Source organism: Micromonospora mirobrigensis, from assembly GCF_900091555.1.
GTDB lineage: Bacteria > Actinomycetota > Actinomycetes > Mycobacteriales > Micromonosporaceae > Micromonospora > Micromonospora mirobrigensis.
In genome coordinates this window covers 325,163-341,994 of record NZ_FMCX01000003.1, presented here as the reverse complement: position 1 = coordinate 341,994, position 16,832 = coordinate 325,163, and the positions used below count along the sequence as shown (strand labels likewise).

Annotated in this window: 18 protein-coding genes; 9 read left to right on the top strand and 9 right to left on the bottom strand. The window is 74.7% G+C overall.

Annotated elements, in window-relative coordinates; all coding sequences use genetic code 11:
* Positions 1-4 precede the first annotated feature (4 nt).
* Positions 5-1,837 (bottom strand): tetratricopeptide repeat protein, encoded by a 1,833-nt coding sequence (locus GA0070564_RS12705; RefSeq protein ID WP_091608148.1) that lies wholly within the window; start codon positions 1,835-1,837, stop codon positions 5-7.
* 135 nt (positions 1,838-1,972) lie between these two features.
* Here GA0070564_RS12705 and GA0070564_RS12700 point away from each other — a divergent pair, with 135 nt between their 5' ends.
* Positions 1,973-3,520, top strand: coding sequence for a PAS domain-containing sensor histidine kinase (locus GA0070564_RS12700; RefSeq protein ID WP_091609131.1), 1,548 nt, complete (start codon positions 1,973-1,975; stop codon positions 3,518-3,520).
* Between the two features lie 22 nt (positions 3,521-3,542).
* Here the strand turns inward: GA0070564_RS12700 and GA0070564_RS12695 are convergent, their stop codons facing one another.
* On the bottom strand, positions 3,543-5,120 hold the full coding sequence (locus tag GA0070564_RS12695) for a glycosyltransferase family 39 protein (protein WP_091608145.1): 1,578 nt from the start codon (positions 5,118-5,120) through the stop codon (positions 3,543-3,545).
* Positions 5,121-5,628: 508 nt separating this feature from the next.
* Here GA0070564_RS12695 and GA0070564_RS12690 point away from each other — a divergent pair.
* Genes GA0070564_RS12690 through GA0070564_RS12680 form a run of 4 tightly spaced genes read left to right on the top strand, consistent with a single transcriptional unit; the run spans position 5,629 to position 8,985 of the window.
* Positions 5,629-7,341 (top strand): nitrite/sulfite reductase, encoded by a 1,713-nt coding sequence (locus GA0070564_RS12690; protein WP_091608141.1) that lies wholly within the window; start codon positions 5,629-5,631, stop codon positions 7,339-7,341.
* Positions 7,338-7,496 carry a hypothetical protein gene (locus tag GA0070564_RS29295; protein WP_176730657.1) on the top strand — a complete coding sequence of 53 codons (159 nt, stop codon included), beginning with the start codon at positions 7,338-7,340 and terminating at the stop codon, positions 7,494-7,496. Before GA0070564_RS12690 ends, GA0070564_RS29295 begins: the two co-directional genes overlap by 4 nt.
* The gene (locus tag GA0070564_RS12685; protein WP_091608137.1) at positions 7,493-8,254 is read left to right on the top strand and encodes a phosphoadenylyl-sulfate reductase; all 762 of its coding nucleotides are present in this window, start codon (positions 7,493-7,495) and stop codon (positions 8,252-8,254) included. The genes GA0070564_RS29295 and GA0070564_RS12685 overlap by 4 nt, the downstream gene beginning before the upstream one ends.
* Positions 8,236-8,985 carry a sirohydrochlorin chelatase gene (locus GA0070564_RS12680; RefSeq protein WP_091608133.1) on the top strand — a complete coding sequence of 250 codons (750 nt, stop codon included), beginning with the start codon at positions 8,236-8,238 and terminating at the stop codon, positions 8,983-8,985. The genes GA0070564_RS12685 and GA0070564_RS12680 overlap by 19 nt, the downstream gene beginning before the upstream one ends.
* A 64-nt stretch (positions 8,986-9,049) precedes the next feature.
* Here the strand turns inward: GA0070564_RS12680 and GA0070564_RS12675 are convergent, their stop codons facing one another.
* Positions 9,050-9,307, bottom strand: a complete 258-nt coding sequence (locus GA0070564_RS12675; protein WP_088974007.1) for a WhiB family transcriptional regulator — start codon at positions 9,305-9,307, stop codon at positions 9,050-9,052.
* 445 nt (positions 9,308-9,752) lie between these two features.
* On the bottom strand, positions 9,753-10,703 hold the full coding sequence (locus tag GA0070564_RS12670; protein ID WP_091608129.1) for a diacylglycerol/lipid kinase family protein: 951 nt from the start codon (positions 10,701-10,703) through the stop codon (positions 9,753-9,755).
* On the opposite strand from GA0070564_RS12670, the gene GA0070564_RS12665 reads away from it, so the two are divergent.
* Positions 10,702-11,136, top strand: coding sequence for a hypothetical protein (locus tag GA0070564_RS12665; RefSeq protein WP_425412456.1), 435 nt, complete (start codon positions 10,702-10,704; stop codon positions 11,134-11,136). The two genes, GA0070564_RS12670 and GA0070564_RS12665, sit on opposite strands and share 2 nt — an antisense overlap.
* A 30-nt stretch (positions 11,137-11,166) precedes the next feature.
* Here GA0070564_RS12665 and GA0070564_RS12660 read toward each other — a convergent pair whose 3' ends face one another.
* The 3 genes from GA0070564_RS12660 to sodN form a co-directional block, all read right to left on the bottom strand.
* Entirely contained in the window at positions 11,167-11,574 is a 408-nt protein-coding gene (locus GA0070564_RS12660) for an ATP-binding protein (RefSeq protein WP_091608123.1), read from the bottom strand.
* The gene (locus GA0070564_RS12655) at positions 11,571-12,083 is read right to left on the bottom strand and encodes a GNAT family N-acetyltransferase (protein ID WP_091609128.1); all 513 of its coding nucleotides are present in this window, start codon (positions 12,081-12,083) and stop codon (positions 11,571-11,573) included. The genes GA0070564_RS12660 and GA0070564_RS12655 overlap by 4 nt, the downstream gene beginning before the upstream one ends.
* 65 nt (positions 12,084-12,148) lie before the next feature.
* Positions 12,149-12,553, bottom strand: a complete 405-nt coding sequence (gene sodN / locus GA0070564_RS12650) for a superoxide dismutase, Ni (protein WP_088973010.1) — start codon at positions 12,551-12,553, stop codon at positions 12,149-12,151.
* A gap of 85 nt (positions 12,554-12,638) precedes the next feature.
* Here sodN and GA0070564_RS12645 point away from each other — a divergent pair, with 85 nt between their 5' ends.
* The 3 genes from GA0070564_RS12645 to GA0070564_RS12635 all read left to right on the top strand — a co-directional run bounded on the left by GA0070564_RS12645 (position 12,639) and on the right by GA0070564_RS12635 (position 15,363).
* Positions 12,639-12,989, top strand: coding sequence for a S24 family peptidase (locus GA0070564_RS12645; RefSeq protein WP_091608118.1), 351 nt, complete (start codon positions 12,639-12,641; stop codon positions 12,987-12,989).
* Between the two features lie 159 nt (positions 12,990-13,148).
* Complete coding sequence (locus GA0070564_RS12640) at positions 13,149-14,324, top strand: NAD(P)-dependent malic enzyme (protein ID WP_091608114.1); 1,176 nt, start codon at positions 13,149-13,151, stop codon at positions 14,322-14,324.
* A gap of 76 nt (positions 14,325-14,400) precedes the next feature.
* A complete protein-coding gene (locus tag GA0070564_RS12635) occupies positions 14,401-15,363 on the top strand; it encodes a zinc-binding dehydrogenase (protein WP_176730656.1) in 963 nt (320 codons plus the stop codon).
* A 1-nt stretch (position 15,364) separates the two neighbouring features.
* Here GA0070564_RS12635 and GA0070564_RS12630 read toward each other — a convergent pair whose 3' ends face one another.
* Together GA0070564_RS12630 and GA0070564_RS12625 are read right to left on the bottom strand one after the other, a co-directional pair.
* Positions 15,365-16,354 (bottom strand): alpha/beta hydrolase family protein, encoded by a 990-nt coding sequence (locus GA0070564_RS12630; protein ID WP_091608107.1) that lies wholly within the window; start codon positions 16,352-16,354, stop codon positions 15,365-15,367.
* Positions 16,355-16,400: 46 nt separating this feature from the next.
* On the bottom strand, positions 16,401-16,829 hold the full coding sequence (locus GA0070564_RS12625) for a hypothetical protein (RefSeq protein ID WP_091608104.1): 429 nt from the start codon (positions 16,827-16,829) through the stop codon (positions 16,401-16,403).
* Positions 16,830-16,832: the final 3 nt, after the last annotated feature.

Here is a 16,832-nt window from a genome sequence, read left to right as displayed (position 1 = left end):
GGCGTCAGCGGCGGCCGAAGAGGGCGGTCAGGCGCCGCCAGAGCCGGGAGAGCATCCCCCGGCCGGTCGAATCGGCCGCGTCGGCGATCAGCTCACCGGCCAGCGCCTTCGTCGCCGGGTCCAGCGCCGGAGTGGCCAGGGCCAGGTGGGCCAGGGAGGTGGCGATGGGGACCGGCCGGTCCCGGGACACCGCCGCCACGTCGGCGAGCCGTTCGGCCACCACCGAGGCCACCTCGGGGCGTACCGCCGGGTCCACCCAGGCGGCGGTGACCAGGGCGAACAGCGCGGCCTCGGTGGTCCAGTCCTCCACACCCCAGACCAGTTCCAGCAGCACCCGGCGCCGGGTGGAGTCCGCCCACGGCTCGTCGGTGCGGTGGTGCAGCAGGCCGAGGCAGGCCCAGACCTGCGCGCAGCGCACCCAGAGCGACGGGTCCTGGTCGACCAGCACCCGCCCCAGCGCGGTGCCCGGCGCGTCGGGCGGGTGCACCAGCAGTCCGAGCAGGTCGGCCAGCTCCAGGGTGGCCAGGCCGACCGCGGCGTCGTACGCGGCCGGCGGGTGCGGCCAGGCCGGCTGGGCGAGCTGGCGCAACCGGTCGGCGGCCGCCGTGGACGGGGCGGGCAGCGCGGGCGCGACGCTCGTGCCGTCGTACCGCCAGAGCTGGCAGGTGCTGGCCCGGCGGGGTTCCCGCGGGTCGGGGTCGGCGACCTCGGCCACCTCGACCCGCAGCCCGGGCACCGCCGCCGTGGCGGTACGCACCGCGCTCGGCGGCTCCAGCCCGTCGAGGCGTACCGCGGCGGTGAGGGTGCCGTCGGCGGCCAGGCTCTGCCGCAGCACGTCGACCATCGTCCCGCCGGCCGGGGTGACCTGCCCCAGCCAGGGCCGGCCCCGACAGCACTCGGCCAGGTCGCCGTGCTCGTGACTGTCGTCGGGATGGTCGCGGACGAAGTCCGCCAGCGCCACCAGGTGCGCCACGTCGCCGTCGCGCTGGAAGCGCAGCCGGTGGGCGGTGTGCACGGCGCAGTCGAAGGTGGGGTCCCGGGCCAGCGCCCGGTCGATCCACTCCAGCGCCTCGTCGAGCCGGCCGTTGTCGGCCAGCGTCCCCGCGATGTCGGCGTAGACGGCCAGGTCGTCGGGGTCGTGCTCGACCGCCCGACCCAGCGCGGCGAGCGCCTCGCGGATCCGGCCGGCGCTGCGGTACGCGTACCCGAGCCACACCTCGCCGAGCTTCGACGGCTGTGCGCGTACTCCCCGGGAGGCCCAGGTGACGGCGAGGGCGACCTCGCCGACCCGCCGGGCCAGCGCGGACGCCGCCCCCAGCAGCAGGCCGTGGCCGGGGTGCGCGGCGACCGCGTTCCCGGCCAGGGTGAGGTACGCCCGCAGCGCCGCCCGGCCGGCCCGGGGCACCGGGTCGGGGACCGCCGCGCAGACCTGCATCAGCAGCCGGGCGATCCGGTCCGGGTCGAGTCGGGCGGCCAGCTCGGGCGCGACCACCCACGGCACCCCGGCCCAGTCGGAGCGGGGGGCGTGCGCGGTGGCGGCGGCGAGCAGGTCCAGCCCGTCGGCGGGTCGGCCGGCGGCGGCGAGCAGATGGGCCCGGGCGACGACGGTCCCGACGAAGGCGTGCCGGCCGAGCGGGAACAGCTCGAGCGCGTCCGGGCCGGCGGCGGCGGCCAGCCGGGCCAGCGTCTCGTGCGCCTCGGGCAGCGTGGGCGCCCGCATCAGCGCGCCGGCGACGTGGTCCGCGGCGTGCGTGAGGTCACCGGACTCCAGGGCCAGCCGGGCCAGGGCCAGTTCCTCCGCCGCGGTGAGCGCGGGTTCGTCCCTTCCCTCGGACACGTCGACCTTTCCTCCGCCGGTGCTTGCCTGGGCCGGGCAAGCCTAGGGGATCGCCGGCCGGTCCGTGATCCACGCCCCGGCCACCCGGGCCGGCCGCCACCACGCCGGCCGGCCCGCCGTGGCACGCTGGTGGGCGTGTCCACGCTGCGCGACCTCGCCGAGGAGCACACCCAGCTCCGGCCCTCCGACGTCGACCACCTGCACCGGCTCGCGGGGGACTGGCAGCTGCTGTCCGACCTCTCCTTCGCCGACCTGCTGCTCTGGGTGCCGGTCGACGGCGAGGGCACCTACCTCTGCGTCGCCCAGGTGCGGCCCACCACCGCGCCGACCGCCTACCTGGACGACCAGGTCGGCCGGATCGTCGGCGGGCCGGAGGTGGCGCACCTGGAGGTCGCCCACCGGCAGGGCCGGATCTGGCGGGAGGGCGACCCGGTCTGGTACGGCGACGTGCCGGCTCGGCACGAGGCGATCCCGGTGCGGCTGCGGACCGCCGAGGGGGAGGCCGGTGAGGTGATCGCGGTGGTCGGCCGGGACACCAACCTCTCCACCGCCCGTACGCCCAGCCAGCTGGAGCTGAACTACCTGACCACCGCCGACGACCTGGCCCAGATGATCGCCGACGGCACCTTCCCACCGCCCCGGCACCCGGGGGAGACCACCTCGGCGCCCCGGGTCGGCGACGGCCTGGTCCGGCTGGACGCGGGCGGCAAGGTCACCTACGCCAGCCCGAACGCGCAGTCCGCGTACCGACGGCTGGGATACGCCTCCCATCTGGTCGGGGAGGACCTGGCCAAGCTGCACCGGCGGCTGGCCGCCGACCCGCTGGAGGGCACCGACGCGGCCAACGGGGTGCTCGCCGCGCTGCGCGGCGAGGCGCCGCCCCGGCGGGAGATCGACGCCCGGGGCGCCACCATGCTGACCCGGTCCCTGCCGCTGATGCCGGCCGGGGTGCCGATCGGCGCGCTGGTGCTGGTCCGCGACATCACCGAGGTACGCCGCCGGGACCGGGCCCTGATCACCAAGGACGCCACCATCCGGGAGATCCACCACCGGGTGAAGAACAACCTCCAGACCGTGGCGGCGCTGCTCCGCCTCCAGGCCCGCCGGGTCTCCATGCCGGAGGCCCGGGTCGCGCTGGAGGAGTCGGTCCGCCGGGTCGCCTCGATCGCGCTGGTGCACGAGACCCTCTCCATGTCCAGCGACGAGGCGGTCGAGTTCGACGGCATCGTCGACCGGGTGGCCAGCGCGGCGACCGAGGTGGCGGCCACCGAGGTCTCCGTCGGCATGCGCCGGAAGGGGAGCTTCGGCGTGCTGCCCGCCGAGATCGCCACCTCGCTGGTGATGGTCCTCAACGAGCTGCTGCTCAACGCGGTCGAGCACGGCTTCCCGGCCCCCGGCGAGGACGGCCCGGCCCCGGCCGAGCCGGACGGGCGGCCCGAGGTGGTGGTGACCGCGCACCGGTTCCGCAAGCAGCTGCACGTGTCGGTGGCCGACAACGGCCGCGGCCTGCCCGCCGAGTTCGACGCCGAGCGGGGCGGCCGGCTGGGCCTGCAGATCGTCCGGGCGCTGGTCACCGGCGAGCTGCGCGGCACCATCGAGCTGCGCAACGGGGCCGAGGGCGGCACCGAGGCGATGCTGGTCGTCCCGCTCTCCCGCGGCACCGCCGACCGGCTCGCCGGCTGACCGCCCCGGGGCCGGGCCGGTTTCAGCGGCTGAGCAGGGCGACCGTCAGACCGGGCCGGTGCCAGACCTGGCGCACGGTGTAAGGGTCGCGCAGCGCCGCGCCCTTCGCGCCCGGCACGGCGGCCGGCGGGTCGTCGTGCCGCCCGGCGACCACCAGCCACACCCGGGGCACGCCGGCCAGGCACCCGGTCGGTCGGCCACACTCGTCGGCCCAGAGGTCGGCGCGCCGCCGCTGGTCGCGTACCACCAGCACGTCGCGGGGCCGCCGCGACCCCAGGTGGTACGCCGTGCCGACGTCCAGCAGCAGCGGCCCGTCCCGGGGTGACCAGACCACCGCGTCGCCGGCCCGCTGACCGTTTCCGATGATCCGGGCGGCCCCCCGGTAGTCGACCTCGGCGGTACGCGGCCAGTCGTGGGTGCGCCGGATCCCGGCCTGGTCGGGCAGGCCGAGCAGGCCGGCCAGGGCCACCACCGCCACCCCGGCCCGCAGTCGTACGCCGGCCAGCGCCACCCCCGCCAGCAGGCAACCGAACGGCACGGTGAGGGCGAGGTAGCGGGGCACCCAGAGCGGCACGTACCGCCCCGCGGCGAAGAGCAGCAGCGCCGGCGCCAGCAGGCAGGCCCCCGGCAGCACCGCCCGCCGGCCGGCCCGGGCGGCGCCGAGCGCGGCCGACCCGACCAGCAGCCCGCCGACCACACCGCTCTGGGCCAGCGCGCCGGGCAGCGCGGCCAGGTCGGCGAGCCGGGCCGGGTCGACCCAGTCCAGCTGCCGCGAGTGCTGGGCGCGGGCCAGCACCACCAGCGGGGCGACCAGGGCCGCCGCGGGCAGCAGGGCGAGCAGCCAGCACGTCACCGGCCCCGGTCCCGCCCGCCGTCGCCGGGCCGTGGTGGCCCGGCTCTCTCGGGCTGCTGTGGTCGGCTGCTCCCGGGCGGCGAGCACCGCGATGCCGTGGCCGGCGAGCAGGGTGAGCGCGAGGAGGTGGGTCAGCCCCAACGCGGCGACCGTGCCGGCGTACGCCGCCCAGCGGGCCCTCGCCTGGGCCGGCCGGCGCAGCGCGTCGACCAGCAGCAGCGTGGCGAGCACGGCGAGGAGGGTGGCCAGCGCGTACGGGCGGGCCTCCTGGCCGTACCGCGAGGTGCCGGGGAGGACCGCGAACAGCAGCCCGGCGAGCAGCCCGGCCCGGGCGCCGAAGAGCCGCTCCCCGAGCCCGGTGGTCAGCGCGGCGGCTCCGGTCATGGCCAGTGCCGACGGCAGCCGCAGCGCGGCCGGCGAGTCCCCGGCCAGCGCGATCCAGCCGTGCATGAGCAGGTAGTACGGGGCGGTGACCGCGTCGACGTTCCCCGCCATCCGGGCCAGGTCGCCGGTCGGCCGGGTGGCCGCGCTCCAGGTGGCCAGCTCGTCCCGCCACGGCTGGGCCCGACCGATACCGATCAGGGTCACCAGCAGCGTCAGCCCCGTCGGCCAGACCCATACCGGAACACCTGGCACTCCGGCCCGTACGCCGCCCGGTCCGTCCCGTCGCCCGCTGCGCCGCGCGCCGGCCCACCCGCCGGTTCCGAGCGGACTCCCGGCCCTGCGCCGGCCTGCTCCCTCGGACATCTCGGCCACCCACCGAGCCTCGCACCCCCCGCCCCCACCCAAGGCCGAAAGCCCCACCCCACCCCCCACCCCCACCCCCACCCCCCACCCCCCACCCCGGCCGGCCCCTCCGCCGGGCCGTTGATCATGAAGTTAGCGTCGACAAAAGGGGCGATCCGCGACGCTAACTTCATGATCAACAAAACCGGGGCGGGGGAGGGGGCGTAGGTGGGGGTGGGCCCGTGATGTGGGATGGGGAACTTGTTCGTTGGCCGGGTCAGCTGCGGTGTGGCAGCATGACCGTCATGACCGCCGCTGTCGTCCGCCGCTTCGTGGCTCGTCGCCACGTCGATTACGGCCGCGTGCGCAGCGCGATCTGTCCGGCCTACTGACGACGCCCGACCAATCTGTCTCGGGCGCGCTTCCGCGCCGGCCGTTCCGACACCGTTGTCCTCGGCCCCCGGCTCTGGGGTCGGCCGTCGCGCCCGCGCTCCCACCGAGGCATCAGCAGACAACGGAGGACGCCGCGATGGCGGTCAGCAGCACCCCGGCCCGCGCTCAGGACCCGACGGCCCCCGCCGCACGGGCGCCCCGCCGCCAGCGCGGGGAGGGACAGTGGGCGTTGGGGCACCGGGAGCCGCTCAACGCCAACGAGCGGATCAAGAAGGACGACGACCCGCTGAACGTCCGGGCCCGGATCGAGAACATCTACGCGCACGGCGGCTTCGCCTCCATCGACCCGCAGGACCTGCGCGGCCGGTTCCGCTGGTGGGGCCTCTACACCCAGCGCAAGGCCGGCATCGACGGTGGTCGCACCGCGGTACTGGAGCCGCACGAGCTGGAGGACGAGTTCTTCATGCTCCGGGTCCGGGTCGACGGCGGTCAGCTGTCCCTGGCCCAGCTCCGGGTGATCGCCGACATCTCCCGTGAGTTCGCCCGGGACACCGCCGACATCACCGACCGGCAGAACATCCAGTACCACTGGATCCGGGTCGAGGACATGCCGGAGATCTGGCGCCGGCTGGAGTCGGTGGGGCTCCAGACCACGGAGGCGTGCGGCGACTGCCCGCGCATCGTGCTGGGCAGCCCGGTCGCCGGGGTGGCCCCGGACGAGCTGGTGGACCCCACCCCGGCGATCGACGAGATCGTCCGCCGGTACGTCGGCGACAAGGCGTACTCGAACCTGCCCCGTAAGTTCAAGACCACCATCTCCTGGCTGGTCGACACCCCGTACGAGGCGAACGACATCGCCTTCCTCGGGGTGGACCACCCCGAGCACGGCCCCGGCTTCGACCTCTGGGTCGGTGGCGGCCTCTCCACCAACCCGATGCTGGCCAAGCGGCTCGGCGTCTGGGTTCCGCTGGCCGAGGTGCCCGACGTCTGGGCCGGGGTGGTCGGCATCTTCCGCGACTACGGCTACCGCCGGCTGCGCAACCGGGCCCGGCTGAAGTACCTGGTCTCCGACTGGGGGATCGAGAAGTTCCGCGAGGTGCTGGAGAAGGAGTACCTGGGCCGCACCCTGCTGGACGGGCCGGCGCCCGAGCTGCCGGCCAAGCCGATCGACCACATCGGCGTGCACCCGCAGCGTGACGGCCGCAACTACGTCGGCGCCGCGCCGGTGGTCGGGCGGGTCTCCGGCGGGCAGCTGGCGAAGCTCGCCGACGCGGTCGAGGCGCACGGCAGCGACCGGGTGCGGCTCACCCCGTACCAGAAGCTGCTGGTGCTCGACGTGCCGCCGGAGCGGACGGAGTCCCTGGTCGAGACGCTGCGCGGGATCGGCCTGGAGGCCCGGCCGTCGGCCTGGCGGCGCGGCACCATGGCCTGCACCGGCATCGAGTTCTGCAAGCTGGCCATCGTCGAGACCAAGGCCCGCGGCGAGGAGCTGGTGGCCCGGCTGGAGGAGCGGCTGCGCGACTTCGACGCCGACATCTCCATCCACCTCAACGGCTGCCCGAACGCCTGCGCCCGCACCCAGGTCGCCGACATCGGGTTGAAGGGCCAGCTGGTGGTGGGCCCGGACGGCCGTCAGGTGGAGGGCTTCCAGGTGCACCTCGGTGGCGGCCTCGGCATGGCACAGGGGCAGACCGCCGGGTTCGGCCGCAAGCTGCGCGGCCTGAAGACCACCGCCGACGAGCTTCCCGAGTACGTGGAACGACTGGCCCGCCGCTACCTGGCCGGCCGGAGCGAGGGCGAGGCGTTCGCCAACTGGGTGATCCGGGTCGACGAGGAGGAACTCCGATGAGTGAAACCCGTTCCGCACCGCTGTACTGCCCCTACTGCGGCGAGGAGGACCTGCGGCCGAACGAGGCCGGGCACGGCGCCTGGGAGTGCCACGCCTGCGCGCGGGTCTTCACCGTCAGGTTCGCCGGCCTGCTCTCCCGGGCGGTGACCCGATGAGCCTCACCTCCGCCGCGGGCCTGGGCCTGGTCGGCATCGGCGGCCCGCGCACCGACGACCCGGCCCGCCGGGACCCGGAGGAGCTGCGGGCGCTGGCCGAACGGGCCGGCCGGGAGCTGGAGGGCGCTCCCGCCCTGGAGATCGCCCGCTGGGCGGCGGAGACCTTCGGCGACCGGTTCTGCGTGACCAGCTCGATGGCCGACGGTGTCCTGGCCCACCTGGTCTCCCGGGTCGCCCCCGGCGTCGACGTGGTCTTCCTCGACACCGGCCTGCACTTCCCGGAGACGCTGCGGGTGCGCGACGAGGTGGCCCGGCGGCTGCCGGTGAACGTCCGCTCGATCCGGCCCCGCCGCACCGTCGGCCAGCAGGACGGCGAGCACGGCCCACGGCTGTTCGAGCGGTCCCCCGACGACTGCTGCCAGCTGCGCAAGGTCGAGCCGCTGGAGCGGGCCCTCGGCGGGTACGACGCCTGGGCGGCGGGCCTGCGCCGGGACGAGTCGCCGACCCGGGCGAACACGCCGGTGGTGACGTTCGACGCCCGGCGCGGCAAGGTCAAGGTGAACCCGATCGCCGCCTGGCGCCAGTCCGACGTCGACGCCTACGTCTCCCGGTACGACATCCCGGTCAACGAGCTGTTCGGCCGCGGCTACGGCTCGATCGGCTGCTGGCCCTGCACCCGCCGTACGAAGGCGGGGGAGGACGCCCGGGCCGGCCGCTGGGCGATGTTCGAGAAGACCGAGTGCGGCCTGCACCTCTGACCGGCCTGGTGCCGCCGGTGGTGCTGGTGGCGCACGGCAGCCGGGATCCCCGGGCGGCGGAGGCGACCCGGGCCCTGGCCCGCGCCGTCGAGGCGGCCCGGCCCGGCGGTGTGGTGCTGCCGAGCTGGCTGGACCACACCGAGCCGGGGCCGACGGACGTGCTGCGGGAGCTGGCCGCCGCCGGGCACCGGGACGTCGTGCTGGTGCCGCTGCTGCTCACCGCCGCGTACCACCGGCGGGTGGACGTGCCGGCCGCGGTGGCGGCGGCCCGGGAGACCGCGCCGGACCTGACGGTACGCGTCACCGACGTGCTCGGCCCGGTGGCCGGTGCGGTCGACGATGCCCTGCTGGGGGCGTTGCGCCGCCGGCTGGCCGAGGCGACCCCCGGCGGGTACGACGCCCTGGTGCTGGCCGCGGCGGGCACCCGTGACCCGCGGGCCCGGGGTTCCGTGGGTCGAGTGGCCGCCGCGCTGGGCGGGGCGCTGCACGTTCCGGTCCGGGTGTCGTACGCCTCGGCCGCCCCACCGGCCGCCGGGCCGGCGGTGACCCGGCTACGCGCCCGGGGCGCGCGTCGGGTGGCCGTGGCCGCCTACTTCCTCGCCCCGGGGCTCTTCCACGACGCGGTGGTGGCCGCCGCCCGGGAGGCCGGCGCGGTGGCCGTGGCCGCCCCGTTGACCGACGTCCCGGACCTCGCCGAGCTGGTGCTGCGGCGCGTCACGTCGGCCGGCTGAGCGGGGACAGCAAAACGCCCCGGAGGTTGACCCTGCCGGGGCGTACAGCTGTGGTGCGGTCGGTTCAGGCGGAGTGGGCGCGCAGCACCCGGAGCCCACCGCGACGCTTGACCGCGCGGCGCTCCTCTTCACTCATCCCGCCCCAGACGCCGGCGTCCTGACCGGACTCCAGCGCCCACTGAAGGCAACTGTCCGTCACCGGGCAACGCCGGCAGACGGCCTTGGCCTGCTCCACCTGCAGCAGAGCCGGCCCGGACGTCCCGATCGGGAAGAACAGCTCCGGGTCCTCGTCGCGGCAGACGGCATCGTGGCGCCAGTCCATGGCGGCAACACTCCTCATTCTGGATGGGTGACAGATGTCGCTCGTTGCTTTTTCTATATGCGTCCGCAATGCCGGCAGTGACGGTTCGCGTCGACCTATTCGGCAATGCGTGAGCAGGCTGTGGGCCCCGTGGACCTGCTGGAACAGCTCAACCTGACGAGCATATCCAGGCAATGTCCCGGTAACACAAGTGCGCTTGTGAATACTTTCACGAACGCTCGCGATGTCAAGGGTGACGCTCGGAAAAACTCCGCACGGTGAGCAAGCTCACGACCCTTTTGTCCGGGTTTCCGGTACCTCTGGTTACCCGCCGTACCACAGTCGAGGATCAATATAGTACAGTCCGCGTGACATTGCTGACATTTCCGGCACCAACCCTCCTGGTGTGGCGGGCTGCCGCATCCGTGCGGCACATCACCGCTCGACCAAGGGCTGTACCCGAGACCTAGCAGATTACTCTCAGTGCGTCCGGTACGGATGTGAATCTAACTTTCTGTCGCTCGCCAAGATAGTCCCCGTCCAGCTGAAAAGCCTGCGGACGGGCCGAGACCAGCGTGAACTCCGGCACGTCGTGCAGCCGCAGCACCTGGCGCCCGCGCGGATCGGGCTGACGGGACAGCGTCTGGCTCACCGTCCGTGCCGTACTGGCCACCCGGAGTCGACGCAACGCGAGCACGTCCAGGCCCAGATCGAACGAGGCCGCCGGATTCGGGTTGATCTCCCGGTCGCCCAGGTACGTCCACGGGGCGGTGTTCTGGATGATCGCCGTGGCCAGATCCTCCTCGGCCTGCTCGCCCGGCCGCTCCAGGCTGATCGCCGGATGCCGCCGGTCGGAGGAGAAGAAGTACTGCGCGAACGTCGAGCGCATGTAGAGCGCCGGGGTGGAGATTCGCCCCCGCCGCCGCGCCTGCTCCACCCGGTGGATCACCGCGGCGTCCACCCCGAAGCCGGCGCAGAAGGTGAAGTACCGGTCGTCCGCCCGGCCCAGCCCGATGGTCCGGGACCGGCCCAGGCGCAGCCCCTCCAGGATCATCGAGGTGCCCTCCGGCCACTCCCGGGGCAGCCCCAGGGCGCGCGCGAAGACGTTCGTGGAGCCGCCCGGCACGGTCGCCAGGGCGGGCAGCCGCTGCGCGGGCGTACCGTCGGCCTCCGGGGTGCCGGGCAGGCCGGCCATCAGGCCGTTCACCACCTCGTTGACCGTGCCGTCACCACCGAGGGTGACCACCACGTCGACGCCCTCCTCGGCCGCCTCGCGGGCCAGGGTGGTGGCGTGACCACGCCGCCGGGTGTACCGGACGGAGAGGTCGACCTCACTACGCAGCGCCCGGACCAGCACGTCCCGGCTGCGCTCACTGGTGGTGGTGGCCTTCGGATTGACCACCAGGACAGCCCGCATGGGCGGCACTGTACCGCGCCGGCGCACCGGTATCGTGTCGCGCGTGACCATCGCCCCCGACCCGAATCCCGCCACGCTGAGTTGGGCCGTCCGGCTGCTGCGGGCCGAGGCGGTCGCCCTCGGCCTGGTCGCCGCCTGGCTGATCTGGGCGGACCTCACCGCCGACACCGTCGACCTGACCTCGGCGCTGCTGGTCACCGGGTTCGCCGTCGCCGCGGCGGTCGGGCTCTGGGCGCTCGGTGGGGCACTCGCCGCCCGTAAGGCCGGGGCCCGGGCGCCGGCCATCGTGCTCCAGTTGATGCTGCTGCCGATCGGCTGGTACATGATCCAGGGCGGCCTCGGCTGGCTGGGCGTGCCGCTGATGGCGCTCGGGGTCGGGGTGAGCGCGCTGCTGGTCAGCCCGCCGACGACCCGGGCGCTGGGCCTGGGCTGACGGCCGCGCCCGGTCGGCGCGGCCGGTGGCTCACCAGCCGGAGGAGCGCCGGGTGAGCAGCGAGATGGTCGCCCGGCCGTCCGACGCCGTCGCCGACGCGTCGGTGGTCAACGCGGTCAGCACCTTCCAGGCGAACGAGGACTCCGACGGCAGCGTCGCGCCGCGCACGGTCGGCACGGTGACCTCCACGCCCAACGCGTCGTCGGTGACGGCGAACCGGCAGTCCAGCTCGGCGTCCCGGGTGGCGATGGCGAGCAGCATCGCGCAGGCCTCGTCGACCGCGATCCGGAGATCCTCGATCTCGTCGAGGGCGAACTGGAGCCGGGCCGCGAGGCCGGCCGTGGCCGTGCGCAGCACGCCGAGGTAGCCGCCGTCGGCGGGCACGGTCAGGTGGACCACGTCGTCGTCGATGGTCGGCCGTCCGGTCAGTTGAGTCACGCCGCATCCCCCCGGTCGGGGACTCTACCCGTACCCGGCTCCGGGCGGGCGGTGAGCGTCGCCCCCGCGGCCGGCGGCCCGGTCAGCTCGGCCGCCAGCGCGTCCAGCGCCGGGCCGGCGAGCCGGTACGACACCCACTCCTGGAGCTGCGTGGCGCCGATCGCGGCGTAGAAGCGGGCGGCCGGATTCCAGTCGAGCATCGACCAGTCCAGCCGCTGGTAGCCGCGCTCGACACAGACCGCGGCCAGGGCGGCCATCAGTGCCCGGCCGGCCCCGCTGCCCCGCAGCGCGGGGCGGACGTACAGGTCCTCCAGGTAGATGCCGTGCCCACCGGCCCAGGTGGAGAAGTTGAGGAACCAGAGCGCGAAGCCGACCGGCTCGCCACTCGAGTCCGCGGCCACGTGGCCGAAGAGCGCCGGCGACGGGCCGAACAGGGCGGCCCGCAACTGCTCCCCGGTCAGGTGGCACTGCTCCGGGGCGCGTTCGTAATCGGCCAGCTCGTGCACCATCGCGACGACGGCCGGCACGTCCTCGGGACGTGCCGGCCGGATCGTGAACGCCGGGGAGGGAAGGCTCACGCCTTCTTGGTCTCCCAGAAGATCTTCGAGATCTCGTCGATCTTCTGCAGCAGCTCGTCGGCCTTCGCCGGGTCGGTCGCACCCTTGGCGCCGGCCGCGCCGGCCGCCTTGGTTGCCTCGTTGAAGAGCTGGTGCAGGTGCGGGTACTTCTCGAAGTGGGCCGGCTTGAAGTAGTCGGTCCAGAGCACCCAGAGGTGGTGCTTGACCAGCTCGGCCCGCTGCTCCTTGATCAGGATCGCGCGGGTGCGGAACTCCGGGTCGGTGTTCGACTGGTACTTCTCGCAGATCATTTTGACCGACTCGGCCTCGATCCGGGCCTGGGCCGGGTCGTAGACGCCGCACGGCAGGTCGCAGTGGGCGCTGGCGGTCACGCGGGGCGTAAGGATGCGAGGAAGGCGCATCAGGATCCTCCATGGGACGTTTGCGATGATCCAAGCTGACATTACTCCTGGACGTGCTGCCCGGCGGCGTGGAGGTGAAACCCGGATGCGCCCCGACGAAGGACCCGCGCCGCCCCGGCTCCGCGGTTTCCTGGTGCCCGTGCTGGTCACCGGGCCGTCCATGGCCCCCACGCTGCGCCACGGCGACGCCGTCCTGGTCCGCCCCGGCGACCGGCGGGTACGACCCGGGGACGTGGTGGTCGCCGTCTTCCGCAGCCGCCCCGACCTCCTGGTGGTCAAGCGCGCCGAGCGGCGTGACGGCGACGGCTGGTGGCTGCGCGGCGACAACCAGCTGGTCACCGACGACTCCCGGGCGTACGGGCCGGCCGACGTGCACGGCCGGGTGGTGGCCCGGTGGTGGCCCCGGCCGGGGCTGGTGCGGGCGACGCGGGGCTGACGCTCCGCTGACTTTATGACCCCGATCACATCGGGGCCCCGTGCGCGTCACTATGCTCGGAAAGTGCCCGGGTGACCCCCGCACCGCCTGCTCCCGCCCGCCGCTGAACCTCGCGCCGGGCCGGGCCGGTCCGTCTGCTCGACAGATCCTGGAGTCACCATGTCTTCGTCCGTCCCGGACCCCGCCGATCCCGTCTTCCGGTTGCACGTCGGCGGCAAGCTCGCCGTCGCCTCGACCGTCCCGCTGACCAGCCGGGAGGACCTCTCCCTCGCGTACACCCCCGGGGTGGCCCGGGTCTGCGAGGCGATCGCCGCCGACCCCGCCCTCGTCGATGACTACACCTGGGTGTCGCACACCGTCGCCGTGGTGACCGACGGCTCGGCGGTACTCGGACTGGGCAACATCGGCCCGCGCGCCGCGCTGCCGGTGATGGAGGGCAAGGCGGTGCTGTTCAAGCAGTTCGGCGGCGTGGACGCCGTGCCGATCTGCCTGGACACCCAGGACGTCGACGAGATCGTCGCCACGGTGAAGGCGCTCGCCCCGTCGTTCGGCGGGATCAACCTGGAGGACATCAGCGCCCCCCGCTGCTTCGAGGTGGAACGCCGGCTCGACGACGAGCTGCCGATCCCGGTCTTCCACGACGACCAGCACGGCACCGCGATCGTGGTGCTGGCCGCGTTGCGCAACGCCGCCACCCTGCTCGACCGCAAGCTCGGCGACCTGCGGGTGGCGGTCAGCGGCGCCGGCGCGGCCGGCGTTGCGGTGACGAAGATGCTGATCGCCGGGGGAGTCAACCCGGGCCAGGTGGTGGTCTGCGACTCCAAGGGGATCATCGGCCGGCACCGGGAGCTCACCGGCACCAAGGCCGAGCTGGCCGAGCTCACCAACGCCGAGGGCCGTCAGGGCGACGTCACCGAGGCGCTGCGCGGAGCGGACGTGCTGGTCGGCGTCTCCGGCGGCCGGATCCCCGAGGAGGCGGTCGCCGGGATGGCCCCCGGTGGCATTGTCTTCGCCCTGGCCAACCCCACCCCGGAGGTGCACCCCGAGGTGGCGGCCCGGCACGTCGCGGTGGTCGCCACCGGGCGCAGCGACTACCCCAACCAGATCAACAACGTGCTCGCCTTCCCCGGTGTGTTCCGCGGCGCGCTCGACGCCCGGGCCACCCGGATCACCGACGGGATGAAGGTGGCCGCCGCCGACGCGATCGCCGGGGTGGTCGACGGGGCGCTGAGCGCCCACGCGATCGTGCCGTCGCCGCTGGACCCGCGGGTCGCGCCCGCCGTGGCCGAGGCGGTCGCCGAGGCCGCCCGCCGCGACGGGGTCGCCCGCGCCTGAGGAGTAAGGAAGGGGCCCTTCTTATCGCATTTCGCATGGGAAGGGCCCCTTCTTAACGGGCGCTCAGCTTGTTACCGTGCGGATCATGCGTGCCGCCTATGCCTCGGCCTTCGACGCCGACAACCCGCTCGCCGCGCTCACCGTCGGCGAGCGGCCCGAGCCGACCCACCCGCAGGACGACTGGGTCACCGTGCAGGTGCGGGCCAGCTCGCTCAACCACCACGACCTGTGGTCGCTGCGCGGCGTCGGGCTCAGCGGCGACCAGCTGCCGATGATCCTCGGCTGCGACGCGGTGGGGCAGGACCCGGAGGGCAACCAGGTGGTGATCTACCCGGTGGTCCCCACCCCGGGCGACCCGCGCGGGATGTCGATCCTCTCCGAGCACTTCCCCGGCACCTTCGCCGAGCGGGTGGCCGTACCCCGGATGAACCTGCTGCCGCTGCCGGCGGGCCTGTCGGTCACCGACGCGGCGTGCCTGCCCACGGCCTGGCTGACCGCGTGGCGGATGCTCACCACCAAGGGCCGCGCCGACGAGGCCGAGTCGGTGCTGGTGCAGGGCGCGGGCGGCGGGGTCGCCACCGCGGCCGTCGCGCTCGGCCTGGCGCTGGGCAAGCGGGTGTACGCGACCAGCCGCGACGCCGCCAAGCGGGACCGGATCACCGAGCTGGGCGCGACCGCCCTGGAGCCGGGGGCACGGCTGCCCGAGCGGGTCGACCTGGTGATCGAGACCGTCGGCGCGGCGACCTTCGACCACTCGCTGAAGTCGGCGGCCCCGGGGGCCCGGATCGTCGTCTCCGGGGCGACCGCGGGCCACGAGCCCAAGGTCAACCTGCGTCGGGTCTTCGCCATGCAACTGGAGATCCTCGGCACCTCGATGGGCACGCCGGGGGAGTTGACCGAGCTGCTGGCGTTCTGCGCCGAGCACGAGGTGCGCCCGGTGGTGGACGGCGTGGTGCCGTTCAGCCGGGTCGAGGAGGCATTCGCCCGGCTGCACTCCGGCGACGTCTTCGGCAAGGTGGTCATCGACCACACCGCCTGAGTCAGAGCTGGTCGTCGAGGGTCGCCAGGTTGCCGCGGCGGGCCTCGGCGGGCATCCGGTCCCGCGCCGCCGCGTCCCCGTAGAGGGTCCAGCGGAGGAACTCGACGGTGGTGTCGGCGACCACCCGCAGCGCCGCGCCGTCGGTGAGCAGCGCCCGGCCGTGGTCACCCTTGGTCAGGCTGAGCATCGCCTTCGGCCAGGGCACCGCGTCGTAGACGGCCTTGCCGGCGGAGTAGGCGACCACCTCGTCGGCCCGGCCGTGCACGAACAGCTGCGGGGCGGCCGCCCCGGCGAAGGCCGTGCCGACGCCGAGCCCGGTCCCGGCGAAGACCACCCCGGCGTCCAGCCGCTCGTCGCGGCCGGCGGTGAACAACCCGATGGTGGTCACCCCGCCGGCCGAGTGCCCGGCCGCGGCCACCCGGTCGGTGGCCAGCCGGCCGCGCAGCGGGTCGCCGGCGGCGCCGTCGAGGGCGAGCACCTTTGTCAGCGCGTACGACACGTCGGCCGGCTGGTTCAGCACGTCGAGGATGCTGCCGTCGGCGCCCTTGCGGGTGTGTGGGAAGGCCGGCGCGGCCACCACGAAGCCGGCCGCCGCCCAGCGGGTCAGCAGCGTCGCGTAGTCGCCCGGCTCGCCGCCCAGCCCGTGGCTGAACATCACCACCGGGAACCGGCCGGCCGCCGCCGGAACCGACCGCTGCGCCGACCCGCCGGCCGCACCCGGGGCCGGGTACCAGAGCGTCACCGGCAGCGGCCGGTCGCCGCCGCGGTTCAGCTTCAGCTGGCGTACGCCGACGGCGAAGGCCCGGGTGGGGGCGTGCCCCTCGGGCACCCGCGGCGCCGGCACCGTGGCCTTCGTGTCGGCCGGTGGCGTGCTGGCCGGTGGGGTGGGCGCGGCGGGGCGCGCGCTCGGGGCCGGGTCGCCGGAGCAGCCGGCCAGCCCGACGGTCAACAGGGCGACGGCAAGCAGGGCGCGGGTGAGGGGGCCGAACATGACGTCGATTGTGCCTCGCTCCGGTGCCCCGCCGACCGGGTTCGGCTCAGCCGTCGCCGGCCACGGCGGCGCGCAGCCGGACCAGGTCGGTGGCGTCCTTCGGCCGGCGCGGCCGATCGGGCATCCAGACCGGGTACATCTCCTTGAACTCGATCTGCGCGGCCGGGGTGATCACCGGGGCGGTGAGCTGGCCGATCCGGCCGGCCGGAGCGGTGAGCATCCCGGCGGGCAACGGTGTGCCCGCCCACGGCCCGCCGCCGACCACCAGCCGCCCGGCGGCGTCCCGGGCCAGGTAGGCGAAGCTCAGCTCGACGCCGTCACGGCGCAGCTCGAGCTGCCGATCGACAGGCATCGCCGGGTCCGGGCGCCAGCCGGCGTCGGCCAGCAGAGCGGCGAGCCGGCCGGCGTCGGCGGTCAGGCCCAGCACCTCGACGATCGCGGCCAGCTGCCGTCCGGTCGGCCCCTCGGCGTCCACGCC

Bases quoted from the DNA above. Each gene is read 5' to 3' on its own strand.
- GA0070564_RS12695 (WP_091608145.1), bottom strand. From the start codon at position 5,120: ATGTCCGAGGGAGCAGGCCGGCGCAGGGCCGGGAGTCCGCTCGGAACC.
- GA0070564_RS12690 (WP_091608141.1), top strand. From the start codon at position 5,629: ATGGCGGTCAGCAGCACCCCGGCCCGCGCTCAGGACCCGACGGCCCCC.
- GA0070564_RS29295 (WP_176730657.1), top strand. From the start codon at position 7,338: ATGAGTGAAACCCGTTCCGCACCGCTGTACTGCCCCTACTGCGGCGAG.
- GA0070564_RS12685 (WP_091608137.1), top strand. From the start codon at position 7,493: ATGAGCCTCACCTCCGCCGCGGGCCTGGGCCTGGTCGGCATCGGCGGC.
- GA0070564_RS12675 (WP_088974007.1), bottom strand. From the start codon at position 9,307: ATGGACTGGCGCCACGATGCCGTCTGCCGCGACGAGGACCCGGAGCTG.
- GA0070564_RS12665 (WP_425412456.1), top strand. From the start codon at position 10,702: ATGGGCGGCACTGTACCGCGCCGGCGCACCGGTATCGTGTCGCGCGTG.
- GA0070564_RS12670 (WP_091608129.1), bottom strand. From the start codon at position 10,703: ATGCGGGCTGTCCTGGTGGTCAATCCGAAGGCCACCACCACCAGTGAG.
- GA0070564_RS12655 (WP_091609128.1), bottom strand. From the start codon at position 12,083: ATGGTGCACGAGCTGGCCGATTACGAACGCGCCCCGGAGCAGTGCCAC.
- sodN (WP_088973010.1), bottom strand. From the start codon at position 12,553: ATGCGCCTTCCTCGCATCCTTACGCCCCGCGTGACCGCCAGCGCCCAC.
- GA0070564_RS12645 (WP_091608118.1), top strand. From the start codon at position 12,639: ATGCGCCCCGACGAAGGACCCGCGCCGCCCCGGCTCCGCGGTTTCCTG.
- GA0070564_RS12640 (WP_091608114.1), top strand. From the start codon at position 13,149: ATGTCTTCGTCCGTCCCGGACCCCGCCGATCCCGTCTTCCGGTTGCAC.
- GA0070564_RS12630 (WP_091608107.1), bottom strand. From the start codon at position 16,354: ATGTTCGGCCCCCTCACCCGCGCCCTGCTTGCCGTCGCCCTGTTGACC.